At 53.5% G+C, this 22832-nt stretch carries 22 protein-coding genes; 13 read left to right on the top strand and 9 right to left on the bottom strand.

Translation table 11 applies throughout. From position 1 onward, the window contains the following. The first annotated feature begins 80 nt into the window (after positions 1 to 80). From trpS to E1162_RS14750, 5 genes are all read left to right on the top strand, one after another. Entirely contained in the window at positions 81 to 1166 is a 1086-nt protein-coding gene (gene trpS, locus E1162_RS14770; protein WP_155132444.1) for a tryptophan--tRNA ligase, read from the top strand. Between the two features lie 185 nt (positions 1167 to 1351). Continuing rightward, positions 1352 to 1573: a hypothetical protein gene (locus E1162_RS14765; RefSeq protein WP_155132441.1), complete on the top strand. Its 222-nt coding sequence runs from the start codon at positions 1352 to 1354 to the stop codon at positions 1571 to 1573. A 157-nt stretch (positions 1574 to 1730) separates the two neighbouring features. After that, positions 1731 to 2561 carry a tryptophan synthase subunit alpha gene (trpA, locus tag E1162_RS14760; protein WP_155132438.1) on the top strand — a complete coding sequence of 277 codons (831 nt, stop codon included), beginning with the start codon at positions 1731 to 1733 and terminating at the stop codon, positions 2559 to 2561. Between the two features lie 72 nt (positions 2562 to 2633). Then, positions 2634 to 3563, top strand: a complete 930-nt coding sequence (gene accD / locus E1162_RS14755) for an acetyl-CoA carboxylase, carboxyltransferase subunit beta (RefSeq protein WP_371311956.1) — start codon at positions 2634 to 2636, stop codon at positions 3561 to 3563. Positions 3564 to 3656: 93 nt separating this feature from the next. Further along, the gene (locus tag E1162_RS14750; RefSeq protein WP_155132434.1) at positions 3657 to 4982 is read left to right on the top strand and encodes a bifunctional folylpolyglutamate synthase/dihydrofolate synthase; all 1326 of its coding nucleotides are present in this window, start codon (positions 3657 to 3659) and stop codon (positions 4980 to 4982) included. A 61-nt stretch (positions 4983 to 5043) separates the two neighbouring features. On the opposite strand, the gene cysK is transcribed toward E1162_RS14750, so the two are convergent. The 3 genes from cysK to dut form a co-directional block, all read right to left on the bottom strand. Next, the gene (gene cysK / locus E1162_RS14745) at positions 5044 to 6006 is read right to left on the bottom strand and encodes a cysteine synthase A (protein WP_155132432.1); all 963 of its coding nucleotides are present in this window, start codon (positions 6004 to 6006) and stop codon (positions 5044 to 5046) included. A gap of 221 nt (positions 6007 to 6227) precedes the next feature. Then, positions 6228 to 6896 (bottom strand): HAD family hydrolase, encoded by a 669-nt coding sequence (locus tag E1162_RS14740; RefSeq protein WP_155132430.1) that lies wholly within the window; start codon positions 6894 to 6896, stop codon positions 6228 to 6230. 104 nt (positions 6897 to 7000) lie between these two features. Beyond that, a complete protein-coding gene (gene dut, locus E1162_RS14735) occupies positions 7001 to 7450 on the bottom strand; it encodes a dUTP diphosphatase (protein WP_155132428.1) in 450 nt (149 codons plus the stop codon). A 176-nt stretch (positions 7451 to 7626) separates the two neighbouring features. On the opposite strand from dut, the gene E1162_RS14730 reads away from it, so the two are divergent. Next, positions 7627 to 8397, top strand: coding sequence for a DODA-type extradiol aromatic ring-opening family dioxygenase (locus E1162_RS14730; protein ID WP_155132426.1), 771 nt, complete (start codon positions 7627 to 7629; stop codon positions 8395 to 8397). A 2-nt stretch (positions 8398 to 8399) separates the two neighbouring features. On the opposite strand, the gene mutS is transcribed toward E1162_RS14730, so the two are convergent. Continuing rightward, complete coding sequence (gene mutS, locus E1162_RS14725; protein WP_155132732.1) at positions 8400 to 11138, bottom strand: DNA mismatch repair protein MutS; 2739 nt, start codon at positions 11136 to 11138, stop codon at positions 8400 to 8402. Between the two features lie 141 nt (positions 11139 to 11279). On the opposite strand from mutS, the gene E1162_RS14720 reads away from it, so the two are divergent. The 3 genes from E1162_RS14720 to trpB all read left to right on the top strand — a co-directional run bounded on the left by E1162_RS14720 (position 11280) and on the right by trpB (position 15647). Further along, complete coding sequence (locus tag E1162_RS14720) at positions 11280 to 13562, top strand: NADP-dependent malic enzyme (RefSeq protein WP_155132424.1); 2283 nt, start codon at positions 11280 to 11282, stop codon at positions 13560 to 13562. A 201-nt stretch (positions 13563 to 13763) separates the two neighbouring features. Continuing rightward, a complete protein-coding gene (locus tag E1162_RS14715) occupies positions 13764 to 14408 on the top strand; it encodes a phosphoribosylanthranilate isomerase (RefSeq protein WP_371311955.1) in 645 nt (214 codons plus the stop codon). A gap of 24 nt (positions 14409 to 14432) precedes the next feature. Continuing rightward, positions 14433 to 15647 carry a tryptophan synthase subunit beta gene (gene trpB / locus E1162_RS14710; RefSeq protein WP_155132420.1) on the top strand — a complete coding sequence of 405 codons (1215 nt, stop codon included), beginning with the start codon at positions 14433 to 14435 and terminating at the stop codon, positions 15645 to 15647. Between the two features lie 38 nt (positions 15648 to 15685). Here trpB and E1162_RS14705 read toward each other — a convergent pair whose 3' ends face one another. The 3 genes from E1162_RS14705 to E1162_RS14695 all read right to left on the bottom strand — a co-directional run bounded on the left by E1162_RS14705 (position 15686) and on the right by E1162_RS14695 (position 17649). Further along, on the bottom strand, positions 15686 to 16024 hold the full coding sequence (locus E1162_RS14705; RefSeq protein ID WP_155132418.1) for a helix-turn-helix domain-containing protein: 339 nt from the start codon (positions 16022 to 16024) through the stop codon (positions 15686 to 15688). Positions 16025 to 16097: 73 nt separating this feature from the next. Beyond that, complete coding sequence (locus E1162_RS14700; RefSeq protein WP_371311954.1) at positions 16098 to 16982, bottom strand: methylated-DNA--[protein]-cysteine S-methyltransferase; 885 nt, start codon at positions 16980 to 16982, stop codon at positions 16098 to 16100. 112 nt (positions 16983 to 17094) lie between these two features. Beyond that, positions 17095 to 17649, bottom strand: coding sequence for a DUF2244 domain-containing protein (locus E1162_RS14695; protein ID WP_155132416.1), 555 nt, complete (start codon positions 17647 to 17649; stop codon positions 17095 to 17097). Between the two features lie 41 nt (positions 17650 to 17690). On the opposite strand from E1162_RS14695, the gene nth reads away from it, so the two are divergent. Beyond that, positions 17691 to 18404: an endonuclease III gene (gene nth / locus E1162_RS14690; protein WP_155132414.1), complete on the top strand. Its 714-nt coding sequence runs from the start codon at positions 17691 to 17693 to the stop codon at positions 18402 to 18404. A 33-nt stretch (positions 18405 to 18437) separates the two neighbouring features. On the opposite strand, the gene irrA is transcribed toward nth, so the two are convergent. After that, on the bottom strand, positions 18438 to 18884 hold the full coding sequence (gene irrA, locus E1162_RS14685; RefSeq protein ID WP_155132412.1) for an iron response transcriptional regulator IrrA: 447 nt from the start codon (positions 18882 to 18884) through the stop codon (positions 18438 to 18440). A 389-nt stretch (positions 18885 to 19273) separates the two neighbouring features. Here irrA and fabA point away from each other — a divergent pair, with 389 nt between their 5' ends. The 3 genes from fabA to fabI all read left to right on the top strand — a co-directional run bounded on the left by fabA (position 19274) and on the right by fabI (position 21991). Next, positions 19274 to 19786, top strand: a complete 513-nt coding sequence (fabA, locus tag E1162_RS14680; RefSeq protein ID WP_155132410.1) for a 3-hydroxyacyl-[acyl-carrier-protein] dehydratase FabA — start codon at positions 19274 to 19276, stop codon at positions 19784 to 19786. A 120-nt stretch (positions 19787 to 19906) separates the two neighbouring features. Then, the gene (gene fabB, locus E1162_RS14675) at positions 19907 to 21124 is read left to right on the top strand and encodes a beta-ketoacyl-ACP synthase I (RefSeq protein WP_155132408.1); all 1218 of its coding nucleotides are present in this window, start codon (positions 19907 to 19909) and stop codon (positions 21122 to 21124) included. Positions 21125 to 21178: 54 nt separating this feature from the next. Beyond that, complete coding sequence (fabI, locus tag E1162_RS14670) at positions 21179 to 21991, top strand: enoyl-ACP reductase FabI (RefSeq protein WP_155132406.1); 813 nt, start codon at positions 21179 to 21181, stop codon at positions 21989 to 21991. Positions 21992 to 22066: 75 nt separating this feature from the next. Here fabI and E1162_RS14665 read toward each other — a convergent pair whose 3' ends face one another. Then, positions 22067 to 22609, bottom strand: coding sequence for an SH3 domain-containing protein (locus tag E1162_RS14665; protein WP_155132404.1), 543 nt, complete (start codon positions 22607 to 22609; stop codon positions 22067 to 22069). Positions 22610 to 22832: the final 223 nt, after the last annotated feature.

Genomic DNA, 22832 nt, shown 5'->3' with positions numbered 1-22832 from the left:
ATATAGCATCTTGTTTTCTGCACATAGGGTGCAGCCCATCAAGCCCTTCCAACCGGCTGTAGCAATAGGGAATTAATAGAATGACGGCTTTTGAGCCTCGCGTATTTTCCGGTGTTCAACCTACCGGCAACCTGCATCTTGGAAACTATTTGGGTGCAGTCTCTCGCTTTGTTCCACTTCAGGACCAGATGCCTTCCGTTTACTGCGTTGTTGACCTGCATGCGATCACCGTGTGGCAAGACCCAGCTGAACTTATGCGCGCCACCCGCGAAGTAACCGCGGCGTATCTGGCAGCGGGCGTTGATCCTAAAAAAGCGATCATCTTCAACCAGAGTCAGGTGAAAGAGCACTCTGAACTGGCTTGGATGTTCAACTGTATTGCCCGTATGGGCTGGCTGCGCCGCATGACGCAGTTCAAGGAAAAAGCGGGTAAGAACGCCGAGAACGCTTCTGTTGGCCTGTTTGCCTACCCTAACTTGATGGCTGCCGACATTCTGGCTTACCGCGCAACCCACGTACCGGTTGGCGATGATCAGAAGCAGCACCTTGAGCTGACCCGCGATATCGCCCAGAAGTTCAACAACGATTACGCTGAGCGCATCGTTGAGCTGGGCCTTGGCGTGACAAACCCTGAGCCGACACCGGAATCTCCTGCAGAGCTTTACTTCCCGCTGCCAGAACCTCTGATTGCTGGTCCTGCGACCCGCATCATGAGCCTGCGCGATGGCTCCAAGAAGATGTCCAAGTCTGATCCTTCCGATCTGTCCCGCATCAACCTCAACGATGATGCAGAGACCATTGCGAAGAAGATCAAAAAGGCAAAGACCGATCCTGACGCGCTGCCAAGCGAAGTGGAAGGCCTGAAAGACCGTCTGGAAGCTGACAACCTTGTTGGCATCTATGCAGCTCTTGCCGGCACCACCAAAGCAGACGTTCTGAAGGAATATGGCGGCCAGCAGTTCTCTGCGTTCAAGCCAGCTCTTTCCGACCTTGCCGTTGAAAAGCTTGCGCCAATGACCGGCGAAATCCGCCGTTTGGTGGCAGATCCAACCGCAATTGACGCCGTTCTTAAGGATGGTGCGGAGCGCGCAGCAGCGATTGCAGAACCTGTTCTGCACGACGTTCGCCGTATCTTCGGCTTCGTTGAGGCCCGTTTCGGTCGCTAAGCGTTAGACGCTGACTTGAGAAAGATTAAACCCCGCGTTCACCGCGGGGTTTTTCATTTTCGGCTGTATTAAGAGCCATGCACTCAGTTCAAAGCTGCGTTGCGAAACTACCTGTAGTCACACCAGATTCGATATTGTATACTCATGTATGCAATTTGAGGTTGTAACTAGGAAAGGCATTCAAAATGGCCAGCATCCACCACCCACACCACGACTTCCATGCCGTTGCCGATGCAGCACGAGGCGCTTACAAAGCGACTGCTGATTTCCTCCACGCCCTTGCCCAGAGCACTTTGGCTGCCCAGATGGCAGAGCGTTACATGAACATGAGCGATGAGCAGTTGGCCCGTCAGGGTCTGACCCGCGAAGAAGCCAACCAGTCAATTATCCGCAAACTCAGTTCTTGAGGTTTTCCCAAGATTAGGCGGTAAAACTACGCTTTATTTTGGCATTTACCCCATCCAACCCCAACCACTTATTGACAGAGTGCAGGTTGCCACCCTACACCCTTCTCTGTCTATTTTAGGGGAAATCCCTCCAAATCTATTCGTTGGTTGGAGTTGCATGACTGAAACTCGTATTGATCGCCGCTTTGCGAAACTGAAAAGTGAAGGTCGCCCTGCGCTTGTAACTTTTATTACCGCAGGCGACCCTGATGGTGCGACTTCGCAGGCAATTTTTGAAGCACTTCCGGCCGCAGGCAGCGATGTTATCGAACTAGGCATGCCGTTTTCTGACCCAATGGCAGAGGGCGTGCCTATTCAGCTGGCGAGCCAGCGTGCACTGGCAAACGGCCAGACCATGAACAAAACTTTGGACATGGTGCGCAAGTTTCGCGAAACCGACAATGACACCCCCATCGTTCTGATGGGCTATTACAACCCGATTTACGTGCGCGGCTCTGAAAACTTCGTCAAAGAAGCCAAGGAAGCAGGCGCCGACGGGCTTATCATTGTTGACGTTCCAGCAGAAGAAGATGATGAATTGTGCATCCCTGCCGTGCAGGGGGGCTTGAATTTTATTCGTTTGGCCACACCTACATCTGATAATGTCCGGTTGCCGACGATTTTGAAAAATACCTCCGGTTTTGTGTACTATGTTTCCGTCACCGGTGTGACCGGTTCGGAAATCAAGAGCAAAGCGGATGTCGCTTCAGCGGTCAATCGTATCAAGCAGCATACCGATCTGCCTGTTGCGGTTGGTTTTGGCGTTAAAACTGCCGAGGACGCTGCCGCTATTGGTAAAGACGCCGACGGCGTGGTTGTTGGTTCTGTTCTCGTTGAGGCTGTCCGTAAGAGCCTTGATGAAAACGGCAAAGCGACCGACAAAACCGTTGCCGCGGTAACCGAGATTGTTGCTTCTTTGCGCTCTGGCGTAGAAAAAGCGCGGTCTTGACCTATCGTTTCATGCAGTGCGTTATTTGCACTGCGCCTTTGACAAGAACATTAACAACAGCCGGGGCTGCCCGTGAACTGGATTAACAACGTTGTACGGCCAAAGATTCGCAGCTTTCTAGAAAAGCGCGACACGCCGGAAAACCTATGGATCAAATGCCCGGAAACGGGTGAAATGGTCTTTCACCGTGATCTCGAGGCAAACCAGTGGGTTGTCCCGAACTCTAACTTCCACATGCGTATTGCAGGCAAAAAGCGTCTGGAATACTTCTTTGATGGTGGCGAGTACGAAACCGTTGCGACCCCTGAGGTGCCGGTTGATCCGCTGAAGTTCCGCGATCAGAAGCGCTATGTAGACCGCCTGAAAGATGCCCGCACCAAGACCGAGCTTGAAGACTCCGTCATGGTCGCAAAGGGTAAAGTCAACGGCTACGACATGACCGCTGCTGTTCAGGACTTTGCTTTCATGGGTGGCTCTCTTGGTATGGCTGCTGGTGAAGCGATCCTCAAGGGCATGGAAACCGCTGTTGAGAACAAGACCCCGTTCATCATGTTCGCCTCTTCGGGCGGTGCACGTATGCAGGAGGGTATTCTTTCCCTGATGCAGATGCCGCGCACCACCGTTGGTGTTCAGATGCTGCGTGATGCTGGCCTGCCTTACATCGTGGTTCTTACCAACCCGACAACCGGCGGTGTGACAGCGTCCTACGCGATGCTAGGCGACGTTCATCTTGCAGAACCAGGTGCTCTCATCGGCTTTGCCGGTCAGCGCGTGATTGAACAGACCATCCGCGAGAAGCTGCCAGAAGGCTTCCAGCGTTCTGAATACCTTGTCGATCACGGCATGGTGGATATGGTTGTTCATCGTCATGACATGAAAGACACCATTTCCAACATCTGTAACCTTCTGCTTAAGCGTGAAGCAGCTGTACCTGCACTGGATGCAGCAAAGCAGATTGAAGCGCCAGCAGCAGAAGCACAGGAAGCAAATGGCGCAGCATAAGCTAGGCCATTCTTTTTGCTAGAATTTTGAAAGTCCGGCGCATGGTGCCGGACTTTTTGTTTGTGGTTCAGGACCAACGAGAAACCAACGCCTATGGATGCCGTGAATAAAGCGCTTGAGCGCCTGATGAAACTTCACCCTGCCGAAATCGACCTGTCGCTTGAGCGCATGCAGGTTGTACTCAAGGCATTGGGTAATCCTGAAAAGCAGTTGCCACCAACCATCCACGTCGCCGGAACCAACGGTAAAGGCTCTACAAGCGCGTTCATTCGCGCACTATTGGAAGCGCGAGGAAAGCGGGTTCACGTTTATTCCTCACCGCATCTGGTGGCGTTTAACGAGCGCATCCGCCTTGGCAGCACCGGCAAATTTGTGAGCGATGAGCGCCTCATGGACGCTTTGCTCGCTGTTGAAGTTGCAGCAGGTGAAGGTCCGGTAACATTTTTTGAAGCAACAACCGCCGCTGCATTTTGGCTGTTTGCCCGCGAACCTGCCGACTATCTCATTCTTGAAGTTGGTCTTGGCGGCATTCTGGATGCGACTAACGTCATCGAAAAACCGCTTGTCAGCGTGATCACACCGATCTCCAAAGACCACGAGAACTTTCTGGGAGACAAGCTTTCCGGTATCGCTGCCGAAAAAGCCGGTATCATCAAACAGGGCTGCCCCGTTGTCAGTGCCCAGCAAGTTGATGAGGTGCACCGGGTAATCGAGCGCCAAGCGGCCCGCTGTAAAGCCGAGCTATGGTTTGGGACGCAGGAGTTTACATCTTGGGACGAGGGCGGTCGGTTTATCTATCAAGATGAAGGCGGTCTTCTGGATATGGCACTGCCGAAGCTGCACGGTCACCATCAGCTCGACAATGCAGGCCTTGCTGTGGCCGCGCTGCGCATTGCAGGGCTGCTGAGCACGGAAACGGCAGAGGGAGAGGCAAACACAGCGCTGCGTGCTGCAAGCTGGCCAGCGCGCCTGCAACCGCTTCGTACGGGCACTGTGCTAGAGCGTTTTCCCGAACAAACAGAGATCTGGGTAGACGGTGGTCACAATCCGGGGGCGGGCGAGGTGATTTCCTCGTTCCTTGCTGACCTTAACGAGACAGCACCAAAACCGGTTTATCTCATCAGCGGCATGATGCAGACCAAGGACCCGACAGGGTTCTTCCGCTGCTTTGATGGTTTGGTGAAGAGCGTTTCTTGCGTTCCACTGACTACAACAAGTCAGGGCCGGACACCGCTAGAGCTGGCAGAGTTTGCCACAAAAGCTCGTCTTAAAACGCGCGGCTATGAAAGCCTAGAAGAAGCACTGGTCGCGCTTGAAGACGAACTCACTCTGATCGGCGAACCGGCCCGTATTCTGTTTTGTGGATCGCTTTATCTGGCAGGCGAGGTTCTAGCTAAGAACGGCACCCCGCCGGAGTGATTAATTTCGCACCCGAAACAAATAAACAAAGGGAGGCAAAAAGCCTCCCTTTTCTTTTGGCCTATTCCAAACCGTCAAAGAGTGCGGTGGAGAGGTAACGCTCTGCAAAGCTTGGGATAATGACCACGATATTCTTACCGGCCATATCCTCACGAGCGCCGACTTCCAAGGCTGCTTTCAAAGCTGCTCCTGAAGAGATTCCCACTGGAACACCTTCGGTTCGCGCGACTTCACGAGCTGTTGCGAAGGCATCATCGTTTTCGATGGTGACGATCTCATCGTAGACAGAGGTGTCGAGCACGCCCGGCACAAAGCCTGCGCCGATGCCCTGAATTTTATGCGGGCTTGGCTGGCCGCCAGAAAGAACCGGACTTGCGGAAGGCTCAACCGCTACAACGTGCAAGGACGGCTTTTTCTCTTTAAGAACCTGCGATACGCCGGTGATGGTGCCGCCTGTACCGATGCCGGAGACAAATACATCCACTTCGCCGTTGGTGTCGTTCCAGATTTCCAGCGCAGTGGTGTTGCGGTGAATTTCTGGGTTTGCAGCATTTTCAAACTGCTGCGGGATCACAGCACCTGGAATTTCTTCCATCAGCTCCTGAGCGCGGGCAATCGCACCCTTCATACCCTTAGCCGCTTCGGTTAGCTCCAGCTCAGCGCCCAACAGTTTGAACATCTTACGGCGCTCAACAGACATGGACTCAGGCATTGTGAGGATGAGGCGGTATCCTTTTGCGGCTGCAACAAATGCCAGCGCAATGCCTGTGTTGCCGGAGGTCGGCTCGATAAGCGTTGTCTCTTTCGGATTGATCTGGCCGGCAGCTTCCATGGCTTCAATCATGGCAGCGCCGATGCGGTCTTTCACGCTAGAGATAGGGTTGAAAAATTCGAGCTTTGCCAGAATGTTGGCTTTCACGCCATGAGCTTTAGCCAGCTTATCAAGGCGAACAATCGGAGTGTTGCCGATGGTCTCGATGATGGAATTATAAATCTTGCCACGACCCGGTGCAGCGCTTGTCATTGGTGACCTCCAGTAGTCGATTCTTGTAAACTCTTGAAACTAATCGATGTCTTGGAGAGAAATGTAGTAAGCAGCGAGCCTGTTTACGAGGTTATGAAAACTGTTCGCACGGGACTTTGTGAAAATTCATTCTAAAAGGCACAATTCGAGAAGCACATTTTTTCAAAATGCACTTTACCTAGGATAATGTTTTAGGAGTTTGTTCCGCAAACACTCATCAATCAGGAGACGTGCTCTTTAAGGCCGAGCAGCGCTGGAAGTTCGCTCATATGGCCAAATGGCACCGCGCCTACATCATGAAGGTCCTGCAATTCGCCTTGCAAATGGGCTGTATAGCCAAAGCAGCGCATACCAGCAGAGCGAGCCGCCATCATACCCGCGATGCTGTCTTCAATAACAACGCAGTTTTCCGGCGCATAGCCCATGCTGCGGGCCGCATAAAGGAAGATGTCAGGGGCTGGCTTGCCCTCTTTTACATCCTGCGCGGAGTGCAGAACGTCCTTGAAGAATTCCAATAGACCGGCAGAACCAAGGGTTAGGTGCATTTTCTCATAGCGGCCAGAAGAGCCGACGCAGTAAGGAATGCCTTCTTCGATCAAGCTTTCTACGACCTGCCGAACACCGTCAATTGGCTCGATACCGGCGCGAAATGCTTCCAGATCAGCTGCGCGCACGCGGTCGGCCCAGTCAGAGCCCAAACCCTTACCGGTCATTTCTTCAAGCATGCGCTGGATGGTATCAAGCGCGCGTCCGGTAAAACGGGCATGGCATTCGGATGGAGAGAAGTCGAGGCCGATATCAGCAATAAACTCCGACAAAACACGGTTCGCGATGGTTTCAGTGTCCACCAGAATGCCGTCACAGTCGAAGATTACCAATTCCGGTGTCATACCCTTACCCCACTTGGAAGAACGCTTGGCGCGTCCTCATTCATTGCAATCAGGCCCACCCGCAACCGGCTAAGGTTCGCCGTTCGCGGGCAGGCTTTAGAAAATTATTTCGTGCCAGAAGAGCCAAAGCCGCCAGCACCGCGATCGGTATCGTCAAGGCTGCCGGTTTCTTCTGTCGCCATCTGTACCACTGGAGCCAGAACCAGCTGTGCTATACGCATACCGCGTTCAACGACAAATGGTTCATCGCCAAGGTTGATGAGGATGACTTTTACTTCGCCGCGATAATCCGCATCGATTGTGCCCGGTGTGTTGAGAACGGTCACACCGTTTTTGGCAGCAAGACCGGAGCGCGGACGCACCTGACCTTCAAAGCCACGCGGAATTGCCATGGCAAGGCCGGTCTCGATGAGGGCGCGCTTACCTGGAAGCAGGGTCACAGGATCGGTTACTGCGGCACGAAGATCCATACCCGCTGCATCAGCTGTTTCATAAGCTGGCAATTGCAGGTCCGCCCCGTGGGGCAAACGCTTGATTTTTAGTGTCTGTGTCATGGGATTGCCTTTTTGCGTTGAGCAGAGAACTAACAGGCAAACGCCCTTGTTTCTACCGCTTTCTGGCGCTTCTCCCATTGTTCACGGATCATTGACGATCCTGTTCAAACTCTTGGCATTATCACTGCAAAGCACATCCAATAGGTTGTCTCCAACTTGAAAACACGGAGATGACAATGAAACAAGATCCACTGTTTCTGCCCCATGGCGCACCAAATCTGGCCGTCACACAAAGCGCTGCCCATGATTTCTTGAAGGAGATGGGACCTTCAATCACCGCAGCCAAAGCACTGGTTGTTATCTCGCCTCACTGGGAGACCAAAGGGCTGAAGGTGTCGGCAGCTGGCCCGCTAAAGACGATCCATGACTTCAGAGGGTTTTCCGAGGAACTCCATCAGATGAACTATGACGGCGCAGCGCCGCAATGGCTCGTGGGTAGCGTTATTGAGGCGGTTTCATCTGGCGGACTGAAGATCGAAGCGGATGACACTTGGGGGCTAGACCATGGCACTTGGGTTCCCCTGATCCTTGCTTTGCCGGAAAACACACTGCCAATCGTTCAGGTGTCTCTGCCTCTTGGCTATGGAGCAGCTGAAAGCATTGCGTTGGGCCGCGCTTTGGCGCCCCTTGCCGAACAGGGCATTCTCGTGATCGGCACGGGCGCTATTACCCATAATTTCCGAGAGATGGGACCGGAAAATCAACCCATCCCTGAGTGGGCTGTGTCGTTCGACAAAGATGTCGAGAATGCATTGGCGCTTGGTGACGCGGCCATTCTTGATCTGAAAAACCACGCCCACTATCAGCGGGCACTACCAACAGATGAGCATCTAATGCCGCTGTTTGTGGCCTATGGTGCGGCAGGCAAAGGCGCAGCGGCGACCAAACTGCATGAGAGCTGGACCCACCGCTCCTTGAGCATGAGCGCCTATCGCTTTGCGGCTTGAGGCTAGTTTGCCTCAAGCTCCTTCAGCTTTTGTTTGAGCGCGTAAAGGGCTTCGTGCGCCTGACGCGGTGTCATATCATCAGGATCAATCTCAGAAAGCATGTCTTGCAGCTCGGTAGACTGCGGTTCAACTTCCTGCGTTGGTTCTGGGATTTGGTCCAGCGGCTTACTGATACCAGCAAACAGCGGAAGATCATCGATTAGCATTTCCGCAGGAGACTTGCGGTCTTGCTCTTCCAAACGGGAGAGAACGGACTGCGCACGCTTAACAACTGTTGCCGGAAGGCCTGCAAGCTTGGCCACCTGAATACCGTAGGAGCGGTCAGCCGCACCCGGTACGATCTCGTGCAGGAAGACAACGTCGCCCTTCCACTCTTTCACGCGAACGGTCGCCGTTGCCAGACGTTCAAGACGGGCAGCAAGGGCTGTTAGCTCGTGATAGTGAGTAGCGAACAGCGCGCGGGACCGGTTGGTTTCGTGTAGATGCTCAATCGCCGCCCACGCGATGGAAAGACCGTCAAAGGTCGCCGTACCGCGTCCGATTTCATCGAGAATAACGAGAGAGCGGTCTGTTGCCTGATTGAGAATGGCTGCCGTTTCGACCATTTCCACCATGAAGGTGGAGCGGCCACGGGCCAGATCATCTGCCGCGCCAACGCGGGAGAACAGGCGATCAACAACGCCGATATGGGCTTTGCTTGCCGGAACAAAACAGCCCATTTGGGCAAGCACCGCAATCAAAGCGTTCTGGCGCAAGAAGGTGGATTTACCGGCCATGTTAGGACCGGTGATCAGCCAAATCTGACCCAGCTTTGCTTCAGCCAGCGGACCAAGATCGGCATTATTGGCAACAAACTGTTCGCCGCTGGTTTTACGCAGCGCCTGCTCAACGACAGGATGGCGGCCACCTTCGATGTGGAACGCCAGAGAGGTGTCAACTGTCGGGCGGGTGTAGTTTTCAGCCTCGGCCAGTACAGCAAGGGCCGTGGAAACGTCCAGCAAAGCGAGTGCGTCAGAGGCGCCCTTGATCTGGTTGCCAGCCGCGACAACGGCTTTGGTCAGCTCTTCGAAAATTTCCAGCTCAATAGCAAGGGCGCGCTCACCAGCGCTTGCGATCTTGCTTTCCAGATCAGCCAGCTCGGTGGTGGTGAAGCGCATGGCGCCTGCCATGGACTGGCGATGGATAAAGCGGGCCGGATCATCCTTCATCGGATCGCACTGGGCCGTTGGCGCTTCCATAAACCAGCCTAGTACGTTGTTGTGCTTGATCTTCAAAGAGCGAATGCCAAGCTCTTCGGCCAAATCGGCCTGCATTTGGGCAATCACCTTGCGCGACTGGTCCCGCAGGCTTTTCAGCTCGTCGAGGTCGCCATGGTAGCCGGTGGCGATGAAGCCGCCGTCGCGCTTCAGTAGCGGAGGCTCTTCGGCGATAGCACGGTCGAGCTGCTCGCCAAGCTCGTGCGGCGCATCCTTCAAGCTTTCAAGCGCCTTGGAAACTTCAACCGGATAGCTGGCGCTGGAGGCTACAAGACCAGCTACTTCACGGGCGGATTTGAGAGAGACAGCAATGCACTGAAGATCACGCGGACCACCGCGGCCAACGGCCAGACGAGACAGAGCGCGGGCCATATCCGGCGCGGCTTTCAATAGCTGGCGGATATCTTCGCGCAGCATCGTATCGCCTGCGAAATAATCCAGCGTATCGAAGCGATCATTGATTGTTTCAGGGTCTGTTAACGGGCTCGCCAGACGGCTTGCAAGCAAGCGAGATCCCGCTCCCGTAACGGTGCGATCGATAGCAAACAGCAAGCTGCCACGGCGCTCGCCTGCCAGCGTTCTGGTAAGCTCAAGGTTGGCGCGGGTCGCTGGATCAATCAGTAGCTGACCGGCAGACACTTCCTTAGCTGGTGGGTCGAGAAGCGGACGCTCACCCAGCTGGGTCTTTTCGATGTAAGCCAGAACAGCGGCCGCAGCAGTCAGTTCTGCGCGAGAGTAACTGGCAAAACCGTCAAGCGTACCCACACCGAAATAACCGGTTAAGCGGTCTGTTGCGGTGGAGCCATCAAAATAAACGCGCGGCACAGGAGAAAGCGCTGCACCAACGCCTTCCAGCACCATGCGCAGTTCCGGCTCTTGCAACAACGCATCGGCGACGACGATTTCTGTTGGCTCGATACGGGCAAGATCGGCGCCAAGGCGTACATCATCGGATTCAGCCACGCGGAACGAGCCGGTGGACATATCAATCCACGCAATACCGAAGGTGCTCGCTTCACTGCTGGAGCCCGATTTCAAACGGGAAACGGCGGCAAGGAAGTTGTTGCGGCGCGCATCCAGAAGGCGGTCTTCTGTGAGCGTTCCGGGCGTGACAAGGCGCACAACATCGCGGCGAACAACGGACTTGGAACCGCGCTTTTTCGCTTCGGCCGGATCTTCGGTCTGCTCACACACAGCGACACGGAAACCCAGACCAATCAGCTTTTGCAGATAGTCATCAGCTGCGTGCACCGGCACGCCGCACATAGGAATATCCTCACCCTGATGCTTGCCACGCTTTGTGAGCGTAATGCCGAGCGCACGGGAGGCTTCCTCTGCATCCTCGAAGAACAGCTCATAAAAATCTCCCATTCGGTAGAACAGGAGGCTGTCAGGATTTGCAGATTTGATTTCAATGTATTGCGCCATCATGGGCGTGACACGGGAAGTGTCCGGCGCAGCTTGGGTCGTCGCATCACTTGTCATGGCGCGGACAATAGCAAAACGGGCAGGGGGTTTCACCGTGCTTAGTGGTCTTCTTACCTTGAGATAGCGAAAATGCGGGGATAATGTCTGTCTTCGATTTATTAAATATAATTAGCACGATTCGGGTGAGGACCTCAGCTGATGCCAACCACAGACAAATCAGCGTCTAATACAATTAGCTTTACCGACCAGGATGCGCTCCAGTTCCATCAGGAAGGTAAACCGGGCAAACTGGAGATCACACCTACTAAGCCTATGGCAACGCAGCGTGATCTTAGCCTTGCGTACTCCCCGGGTGTAGCAGTTCCTGTAAAGGCGATCGCTGCAGATCCTAGCAAAGCGTTTGACTACACTGCTCGCGGCAACATGGTTGCCGTTATCTCCAACGGCTCTGCAATTTTGGGTCTGGGTAACCTCGGCGCGCTGGCTTCCAAGCCGGTAATGGAGGGTAAAGCCGTACTCTTCAAACGCTTTGCCGATGTGGATTCAATTGACCTAGAGGTCGATACGCTCGACGTTGAAGAGTTTATTAACAGCGTTCGTTATCTTGGTCCGTCCTTCGGCGGCATCAATCTGGAAGACATTAAAGCCCCGGACTGCTTCATCATCGAGCAGCGCCTGCGCGAGCTTATGGACATTCCGGTATTCCATGACGATCAGCACGGCACCGCAATTATCGCTGCTGCAGGTCTCATCAACGCTGTTCACCTGACCGGCCGCGACATCAGCGAAGTGAAGGTTGTTTGTAACGGTGCTGGCGCTGCAGGTATTGCCTGTATCGAACTCATCAAGGCAATGGGCGTTCCTCATCAGAACGTAACCTTGTGCGATACCAAAGGCGTTATCTACAAAGGCCGCCTTGAAGGTATGAACCAGTGGAAGAGCGCCCACGCTATCGAGACCGATACCCGCACACTGTATGATGCTCTCAAAGGCGCTGACGTGTTCCTTGGTGTTTCGGTTAAGGGTGCACTGACTGCCGACATGCTGCGCGCTATGGCGCCGAACCCGATCATCTTTGCAATGGCAAACCCTGATCCGGAAATCACGCCGGAAGAAGCACATGCCGTTCGAGACGATGCGATTGTTGCAACCGGCCGCTCTGACTATCCAAACCAAGTAAACAACGTTCTTGGTTTCCCTTACATCTTCCGCGGTGCGCTGGACGTTCATGCGACCACCATCAACGACGAGATGAAGATTGCCTGTGCGCAGGCCCTGGCAGAACTGGCCCGAGAAGATGTGCCGGATGAAGTAGCAGCAGCTTACCGTGGTGCACGTCCAAAGTTCGGCCCTGAATACATCATTCCGGTTCCGTTTGATCCGCGCCTGATCTCCCGCATTCCGGCTGCAGTTGCGCAGGCAGCAATCGACAGCGGCGTTGCAAAGCGTCCGATTGTGGACATGGAAGCCTATAAGGCTCAGCTCCAGTCCCGCCGTGACCCGATGGCGGGCACCTTGCAGCGCCTTGTTTCCAAGGTTCGCCAAAATCCAAAGCGCATCGTGTTTGCTGAAGGCGAGGAAACTCCGGTTATCCGCGCAGCGGCTAACTACGTTTCTCAGGGCCTTGGTGAAGCGATCCTTATTGGCCGTGAAGAAGAAATCCGCGAAAACGCGTCAGCAGCGGGTATCGATATCAACCGTATCGGTATCACCATCGAGAACGCGCGTATTTCCAACCGCAGCAACGACTACGCAAACTACCTCTATGCCCGTTTGCAGCGTCAGGGCTTCTTGCTGCGTGACTGCCAGCGCCTTGTAAACAGCGACCGTAACTACTGGTCTTCGATCATGGTTGCTCGCGGCGATGCAGACTGCATGGTTACCGGCCTTACCCGTAACTATTCCGTCGCGCTGGACACGATCAAAGCGTGTATCGACACTAAGCCGGGTCACCGCGTTATTGGTCTGTCTCTGGTCATTAACCGTGGCCGTACCGTTCTTGTTGCTGACACTGCAGTTCATGAGATGCCAACCTCTGAAGAGCTGGCTGACATTGCAGAAGAAGCAGCGCACGTTGCCCGCCGCCTTGGCTATGAGCCACGCGTGGCAATGTTGGCTTACTCAACATTCGGACACCCTAAAGGCGAGCGCTCAGAGCGCCTTATGGAGGCGGTAAAAATACTTGATCGCCGCCGTGTAGACTTCGAATACGAGGGTGAAATGGGTGCCGATGTGGCCCTCAACATGGACAAAATGGCGAACTATCCGTTCTGCCGTTTGACCGGCCCTGCCAACGTTTTGGTGATGCCTGCGTTCCATTCTGCATCTATCGCTGTGAATATGATGCAAGAACTAGGTGGTTCCACGGTCATTGGACCCCTGCTTGTAGGCCTTGATCGGGCGGTTCAGATCGTTCCGATGGGGGCAAAGGATAATGACATCTTCAATATGGCGGCAATTGCTGCTTATAATGTGACCTGATTTTTAAAATCATCTTTGGCATTGAAAGGGCGGGGACTTGTTCCTCGCTCTTTTGTTTTGTGAAGCTGCTTGCCTTAACGCCATTGAGGATTGAGAAAATCGCAAAGCTCAGCAAATCGGAGTATGCACCCAAGAGGTGACAACCTGTAAAAACTCTGCTTTAAACCTTAGCGGAAAAACACGTTACGGGCGGAACTGGTCGTGAGCGACACCTTGATCAAAATTTGCGGTCTTTCGGACATAGAAACCCTTGATACAGCAATTGATGCTGGCGCAGGGATGATCGGCCTCGTGTTCTTTCCTAAAAGTCCGCGTCATATTTCCATCGAGAAAGCCAAGGCACTTGCCGAGCATGCGCGTGGGCGCACGCAGATCGTAGCGCTGACCGTTAATATGGGCAATAAAGAGCTTGGCGAGATCGTAGAGCATGTTCGCCCTGACGTGATCCAGTTGCATGGCAGCGAGAGTATCGAGCGCTGTGCAGCGGTTAAAAGCCGCTTTGGCCTGCCTGTGATGAAAGCTTTCGGCATCAGCACAGCGGAAGATCTTGAAAAGGCATCTCTTTATGGTGATGCCGTTGATCGCTTCCTGTTTGATGCCAAACCTCCAAAGGACTCCAATCGCCCGGGCGGAAACGGTGTTTCCTTTGATTGGACCCTTTTGAAATCCATCAAGCTCTCCAAACCCTATATGCTTTCTGGAGGGTTGGGGATCGAGAATGTACGCGAAGCGCTGACTGTTTCCGGCGCTCCTGCGGTTGATGTCTCCTCTGGCGTTGAACGCGAGAAAGGCATAAAAGACGTTGAATTGATTAAGGCGTTTGTGAAGGAAGCCCTGAGCGCCTAACGAATAATGTATGGGGACCTGCCTATGAACCAGCACGCAAACACGTTGCGTTCGGGACCTGATGATCACGGTCGCTTCGGCGATTTCGGCGGTCGTTTCGTTGCCGAAACACTTATGCCTCTCATTCTTGAGCTGGAACAAGCTTACAATGATGCCAAGGCTGATCCCGCATTTCTTGAAGAAGTGAAGTCGCTCAACACCTATTACACCGGCCGTCCTTCGCCGCTGTATTTTGCTGAGCGTTTGACCGAGGAACTGGGCGGCGCGAAGATTTACTTCAAGCGCGACGAACTTAACCACACCGGTTCACACAAGATCAACAACTGCCTTGGCCAGATCCTTCTGGCAAAGCGCATGGGCAAAACCCGCATCATCGCAGAAACCGGCGCTGGCCAGCACGGCGTGGCAACAGCAACCGTTTGCGCCCGCTTTGGTCTTCCTTGCGTGGTTTACATGGGCGCAACCGACGTTGAGCGCCAGAAGCCAAATGTGTTCCGCATGAAGCTTTTGGGCGCTGAGATCGTTCCGGTAACCGCTGGCGCTGGCACCTTGAAAGATGCCATGAACGAAGCCCTGCGTGACTGGGTGACCAACGTTGAAGACACCTACTACCTCATCGGGACAGCCGCTGGTCCGCACCCGTATCCGGAAATGGTTCGTGATTTCCAGTCCGTGATTGGTGAAGAAACCAAGAAGCAGATGCTGGAAATGGAAGGTCGTTTGCCGGACGCGCTCGTTGCAGCTGTTGGCGGTGGCTCCAACGCAATTGGCTTGTTCCACCCGTTCCTTGATGACGATGCTGTAAAAATCTACGGCGTTGAAGCGGGTGGCCGCGGTCTTGATACCGAAGAGCACTGCGCATCCTTGAACGCTGGTAAGCCGGGCGTTCTGCACGGGAACCGTACCTACCTGCTGCAGGACGATGACGGCCAGATCCTTGAAGGCCACTCCATCTCCGCAGGACTTGACTATCCAGGCATCGGCCCTGAGCACTCTTGGCTGAAAGATATTGGCCGCGTGCAATATGTTTCCATCAACGATAAAGAGGCGCTGGACGCATTCCAGATGCTGACCCGCGTTGAAGGCATCATTCCAGCTCTTGAGCCAAGCCATGCGCTGGCACAGGTGGTGAAAATGGCACCGCAGATGGACAAAAACCAGATCATCGTGATGAACCTGTGTGGCCGCGGCGACAAAGACGTGTTCACCGTTGGTAACATGCTGGGCTTCGACCTCTAGGCGGTTTAGCCATTTGAATACTGATGAAAAAGCGGGCTTTAGAGCCCGCTTTTTTGTTTCTGACTATCCGGAGCTACTTCTTCGTTTGGATCACTAATGATCGGAGTGTCTGCAATAGCTCTGATCACTTCAACGACGGTATCTCTTGCCCCTAAAGGTATGCGCCTAATCTCGTCATGAATTTTTCCAATGGGATCATTCGGATCGATAAAGAGCATAAAAAGCTCTACATCCAAAGCTTCGGCCACGCGTACCAACTGCTCCAAATTCCAACGCCTAAACCCTCTTTCGAGTTTTGATAGCGTACCGTGATCTATATCGACGCTTTCTCCTAAAGACTGCAGGGTGAGCCCCTTAGCCTTCCGCCATTCCTTCATAAAACAGTGCAATGTCTATCCAACCCCAAATCAAATCAGGGATAGACTGGACTATTTTCATGGGAGTTTCCACCTACACCGCGCCAGCGAGTCCTGCTTCCCAGCCGAGCATGGCGCGTTTGCGGGTAAGGCCCCAGTGATAGCCGCAAAGGCTACCATCACGCCCCAGAACGCGGTGGCACGGCACCACGAAGGAGAGCGGGTTTTTGCCAACAGCAGTGCCAACGGCGCGGTAGGCGGTAGGTTTGCCCAGCTTGGCGGCAATCTGCGAATAGGTGGTTGCTTGGCCGAGGGGAATTTTCAAAAGCGTTTCCCATACGCGGACTTCAAAATCCGTTCCGATAAAGACCAAACGCAGCGGCTGCTCCTGTGACCATTGCTGCGGATCAAAGATGCGGTGGATGTAACCAGCGGTCTGTTGCGGGCTTTCTTCAAAGCGGGCCGCAGGCCAGCGGCGGCTCATATCCTCAAACGCTGTGGCTTCTTCACCCGGATCGGCAAACGCAAGTCCAGCAAGGCCCTTATCAGTTGCCATAACAAGCGCTAGACCGAACGGGCAGGGATGGAAGCCGTAGGATACCGTTACCCCTTCACCACGCTTTTTATAGTCGCCCGGCGTCATTGCTTCATGGGTCACGAAAAGATCATGCAGGCGGGCAGGTCCAGAAAGGCCAACCTCCATCGCTGTATCCAGAACCGAGGCAGAGTCCTTCAACATGGCACGGGCATGATCGAGCGTGAGTGCCTGCAAGAACTGCTTTGGCGTAATGCCTGCCCACTTTGAAAACACACGCTGCAACTGGATTGGCTGCATGTGAACCTGCTCGGCAAGCTGCTCCAAAGATGGTTGCTCACGCCAATCCTGTGCAATTGCTTTCAATGTGCGTTGAACAATATCGTAATGTTCTTGATCGCTTTTGGAGGGCGCTGGCAGCGCATCAATCAACATGTCTTGCATGGGGCTAATTCATCATCTGCTGTCATAGTTTGAAGGGCATCATAGAAGGAGGCGCCGATGCTAACCACCCGAAAACCGATGGACAGGCCGAATGCCTTGTGAGCATTGAAAATCACGATAGTTTGGGACTAACGCCAGAGCGGCGAGCGGTGTGGAGAGCCTGCGCAAAAGCATGGGCAAAATTTGTTCTATCTTGCGGATTAAGGAACTTGCCGATGGTGACCACTTTGCCTTCTGCATAGAGCAAAAGGCTGATTATCCCTTGATCTTCATCGTGTTTTGTTTCAATTCGGGCCCGAAACGGATTACAGCAAAACTCCTGCTCTTTTCCAATTTTGTTCACATGCCGGATTCGTACTTCTAATGGAGAAACCGAGATGTGCTCGTAAGCTTTCGCGTCGTTGTTGTTCCAGTGAAACGCTAGCCAAATCGAGATAAGGGGCAGAGCAAGAACCAGCGGTGCAAGCCAGAAACCGAGGGCAATCAGGAAAACGGAATAGAACAGCGAGAGAAACCCCAGAGCACCAAGCAACAGCCACAAACCGCCCTTAGAAAGTGATCTATGCGGGGTTAAAACAGCTTCAAAGAAGGGCGGAAACTGTTCCCTATCAGCAAGGGCTTGGGTATGCTCTGTCGATGGTTGGTTGCCGTCACACTGCTTCTCCATAGTTCGATTATAAAGCCTCTCGATATTACGAAAAGATACTTATGCGCGAGACCAAGAAAATTACAGGCACTGAAAAAGCTGCAAAGCCAAAACGGGCCGTGAGTTCCCGCTCCCGATATTCCAAAGAGGAAATCCATAAGATCTTCGAGGTGTTCGAGAAGTTCGATCCGGAGCCGGAAGGAGAGCTAGACCACACGAACGCGTTTACGTTGCTTGTGGCGGTGGTGCTTTCAGCTCAAGCCACGGACGTTGGCGTCAACAAAGCAACCAAGCACTTGTTCCAGCTGGCTGACGATCCTTACAAGATGGTGGCTCTGGGCGAAGACAAAATCCGCGAAGAGATCCGCACAATCGGCCTTTACAAGAACAAGGCAAAGAACGTCTTTACGCTCTCGCAGCAGCTCATTGACCTGCATGGCGGGGAAGTACCGGATAACCGTGAGGCGCTGGAAGCGCTGCCGGGCGTTGGCCGCAAAACAGCCAACGTGGTGCTAAACATCTGGTTCGGTCAGCCGACTATCGCCGTAGACACGCACCTTTTCCGTCTTGGGAACCGTTTAGGCCTTGCACCGGGTAAAACGCCGCTGGATGTCGAGAAGAAGATGGAGAAGATTATTCCGAAGGAATATGTGCGCCATTCACACCACTGGCTCATCCTGCATGGGCGCTACGTGTGTAAAGCGCGCAAGCCGGAGTGCCATCGCTGCATCATTTACGATCTGTGCAAGAGCAAAGAGAAAAAAACCAAAGCGTGATAAATTGACGCACACACCGAATAATTGGTGTGACTACACCGCCAACACGGTGTTTTCACCCAGTTTTTTTACACGCACGATCACTTCGACACGCGAGATCTCTGTTCCTTCCGGTGGTGTTGGAAGGTTGATCAGCGACAGATCGCTATCAGGAATATCGACGATGCGGTTTTCATCTTCGAAGTAAAAATGGTGGTGCTCTGTTGTGTTGGTATCAAAGTAGGTTTTAGTACCTTCAACGGCAACTTCGCGCAGCAGGCCAGCCTCGGTAAACTGGTGCAATGTGTTGTAAACCGTTGCCAGAGAAACAGGTACACTTGCCAGTATGGCTTCTTCGTGCAGACCTTCGGCAGAAATATGTCGGTTGCCTTTGGAGTATAAAAGTTCTGCAAGAGCAACGCGTTGGCGGGTAGGGCGCAATCCTGCATCACGCAGTTTGCTTACAACATCATGGTCTTGAGCGTTATGTGCAATACTCATGTTTTTCCTAGGCCAGGTTACTCTTTTTACCAAACTGCCAAACCGTGCTTCAGCACCTCTTAAGAGCCTTAGCCGTTGCTTGGCGACGTCAGCAACACGGATATTCTCGCAACGTTAAAATTTTCACCATTGCAAGCGTGTTTTGAAACCATACATACAAACGGGATTCTGCATCTGCAGCATCTTCGAAGAATAATAAGTTGTCTGTAAAACGAAAGCAACTGCTCACAGGAAGAACACCCCATACCGTGTAGTGCACCCTTTCGAACTTGTATGGGCTGTGCTAGGAAGTGCGCAACGGATTAACTTTTAGAACTTTCGTTTCGTAATTACTTGAGCATCGCTCTGCTGCCCAATTATAGCGAAACGAGCAATCATGCGGGAATAGAATGCACGAACAGCGTTCGAGTTACGAATACGAAGACCTCCTTGCTTGCGGTCGCGGCGAACTTTTCGGTCAAGGCAATGCACAGCTTCCTGTGCCTCCAATGCTTATGTTTGACCGCATCTCCCAGATCTCTGAGGAAGGTGGCGAGTACGGCAAGGGCATGATCCGCTCTGAATTCGAAATCAAGCCTGATCTTTGGTTCTTCGGTTGTCACTTCATTGGTGACCCTGTGATGCCTGGCTGCCTTGGTCTGGATGCTCTTTGGCAGATGACCGGCTTCTATCTGGGCTGGCTGGGTGAGCCTGGTCGTGGCCGTGCACTTTCTTCCGGCGAAGTAAAATTCACCGGCATGGTTACCCCTTCCGTCAAAAAGCTCGAGTTCGGCGTTGATATGAAGCGCGTTATGCGCTCCCGCCTGAAACTGGCTATTGCTGACGGCTGGGTTAAGGCTGATGGCGAAACCATCTTTACCGCTAAAGACCTTCGTGTTGGTCTGTTCCAGTCTGAAGAGTAATCTTCAGGTCCTAGCGGCAAGAAGAAATCGGAGCCGGGTGAGTATCACCGGGTTCTTCTGTAATACTTCGCTATAGGCTGCCATTTGGCAGCTTATAGTTTTCATCCACGGGAGTCCTCTATGAGACGTGTGGTCGTTACCGGTATGGGCATTGTGTCCTCTCTCGGCAATAACGCTAAAGAAGTGCAGGACAGCCTGCGCGAGGGTAAATCCGGCATTGTGCACGCTGACAAATACGCTGAACTTGGCTTCCGCTGCCAGGTTCATGGTCAGCCTACCCTTGACGCTTTTGAAAAGCTCGGTCGCCGTGTAACCCGCTTCATGGGCGAAGGTTCTGCATGGAACTACGTGGCAATGGAAGAAGCTATTGCCGATGCAGGTCTTACCGAAGACCTCATCACCAACGAGCGTACCGGCATCATCATGGGTTCTGGCGGCCCTTCCACCAAGGCAATCGTGGAAGCAGCAGACATCACCCGCGAAAAGGGCCCGAAACGCATTGGCCCTACCGCAGTGCCAAAAGCGATGAGCTCTACCAACTCGGCAACTCTGGCAACGCCGTTCCACATTCATGGTGTGAACTATTCCATCTCCGCAGCTTGTGCGACCACCAACATCTGTATCGGTAACGCTGCCGAACTGATCCAGTGGGGCAAGCAGGACATCGTCTTTGCAGGCGGTGGCGAAGATCTGGACTGGACCCTGTCCAACATGTTCGACGCTATGGGCGCTATGTCTTCCAACTACAACGACACGCCGTCCTCCGCTTCTCGTCCATATGACAAAAACCGTGACGGTTTTGTTATCGCAGGCGGTGCTGGTGTGCTGGTTCTGGAAGAGCTGGAGCACGCGAAAGCACGCGGCGCGAAGATCTATGCAGAAGTTGTTGGCTACGGCGCAACCTCTGACGGTCACGACATGGTGGCACCAAGCGGCGAAGGCGCAAAGCGCTGCATGCAGCTGGCTATCAAAGATCTGGACTGCAAGGTTGACTACATCAACCCGCACGCGACCTCTACTCCGGTTGGCGACGTTAAAGAGATCGAAGCGATCCGCGCAGTATTTGGCGACAACGTTCCGAAAATCTCTGCAACCAAAGCTCTTTCCGGTCACTCTCTGGGTGCAGCTGGCGTTCACGAAGCGATCTATTCCCTTCTAATGATGGAGGGTGACTTCATCGCCGCTTCCGCTCATATTGAAGAAATTGATCCTGAGTTTGCAGACCTGCCGATCGTGCTCGAACGCGTCGACAACGCTGGTCTCAACTGCATTTTGTCGAACGGTTTCGGCTTTGGCGGTACGAACGCGTCTCTCGTGTTCAAACGCTATACCGACTAAGAAACGAATTTGTAGGGCGTCGCAGCGCGGCGCCCTGCTGACAGGAGTTTAGGTATGGGCGGCCTGATGAAAGGCAAACGCGGCCTTATAATGGGCGTTGCCAATGATCACTCCATCGCCTGGAGCATTGCCAAAAAACTGGCAGAGCATGGGGCCGAACTGGCCTTCACCTATCAGGGCGACGCTTTCGCCCGGCGCGTAAAACCCCTTGCAGATTCTATTGGTTGCGAAAAGCTGATCCCTTGCGATGTGGAAGACCTTGCAAGCGTGGACGGCGTATTCGAACAGCTGAAAGCAGAATGGGGAACCATCGATTTCCTCGTCCACGCCATCGCATTCTCGGATAAAACCGAGCTCAAGGGCCGGTACGCCGACACCAGCCGCGAAAACTTCTCTCGCACCATGGTGATTTCCTGCTTCTCGTTTACCGAGATTGCAAAGCGTGCTGCCGAGCTGATGCCAAATGGCGGCTCCATGGTCACGCTGACCTATGGCGGTTCTACCCGCGTGATGCCGAACTATAACGTGATGGGCGTTGCGAAAGCTGCGCTGGAAGCATCTGTACGATATCTGGCGATGGACTTCGGCGCTCAAAAGATCCGCGTCAACGCGATTTCTGCAGGCCCTGTGCGCACGCTAGCAGGCTCTGGCATTGGTGACTCTCGCGCCATGTTCAACTACCAGCTGGTCAACGCACCGCTTGCTGAGACAGTGTCCAGCGAGCAACTGGGTGGCTCCGGCCTTTATCTGCTTTCTGATCTTTCCGGCGGTGTAACCGGTGAAGTGCACTTTGTTGATTCCGGCTACAACATCGTTTCCATGCCTCGCTTGGAAGAGCTGAAGCTGATGGAAAAACGCGATCAGTAAAATCATTTCGATAATGAAACAAAAAGGGCTGCGATCGGTATCGCAGCCCTTTTTTATAAAACTTATCCTAAAGGATTATTCGACAACTTCGTCAGGATAAACGCCAAAAAGCCGGCTCTGATCGACCCAGCCGTCAAAGTCTCTTCCCGAGACGCGGCAGTAGCCATCTTTACATTCCAAAACGCCAACCAGAACTTCCGGCTCCAGCTCTGCAACGACACGCTCATTAGGACCCGGGCGGCGGCGCAGCGGCGTATTTCCTTCCGCGCTTTCCCATGGGGTTACGAGTGCGGAGCGATATCCGGTCAACAAAGTTCTGAACACCCAACCGGTTTGCCCTTCCCAGTCACGGATGCGGCGCCAATCCTCATATTCTGCAATAATTTCAACAGGAAGCCTGCTGCGAATGAATGTCCATGAAACATCGTGCTCGCGGCTTGGGCCAACGCGTACGTTTACGCGGTCGGACTTCAAACTCACATATCTTGGTATTGGCAATCCGGAAACGCTGGAGCTTGCTGTCTGGGCCAGCGCCGCCATATCTATAGCCGAAAGCATGCCAGCTATTGCAAGAGAACCGAGAAGAAATCGACCGGAGCGAAATGTGAAGTTTGCCATAATGATTTCGAATCTTTCCGTACGGTAGAATCGCATTAATGTTGCAGTTAAGGGGTGGAGGCTTCCACCCTTTGAAGGACGGTGCGCATATGAGGGGCAGCTAGTGCAAACAAGAGTGCATTACAAGTCTTGTTTTGCAACGAAGTTCTGCATTAGAAACAACTCAGGGTCACCGTGACCCTCATCGTGAATAGCACAGGGTTAATAAACCCTCAACGGAACG

Origin of the sequence: Pseudovibrio flavus (assembly GCF_009711345.1) — a bacterium.
Classification (GTDB): domain Bacteria; phylum Pseudomonadota; class Alphaproteobacteria; order Rhizobiales; family Stappiaceae; genus Pseudovibrio; species Pseudovibrio flavus.
Note: the sequence above shows the minus strand (reverse complement) of the source record. Positions and strands in the feature narration are given on the sequence as shown.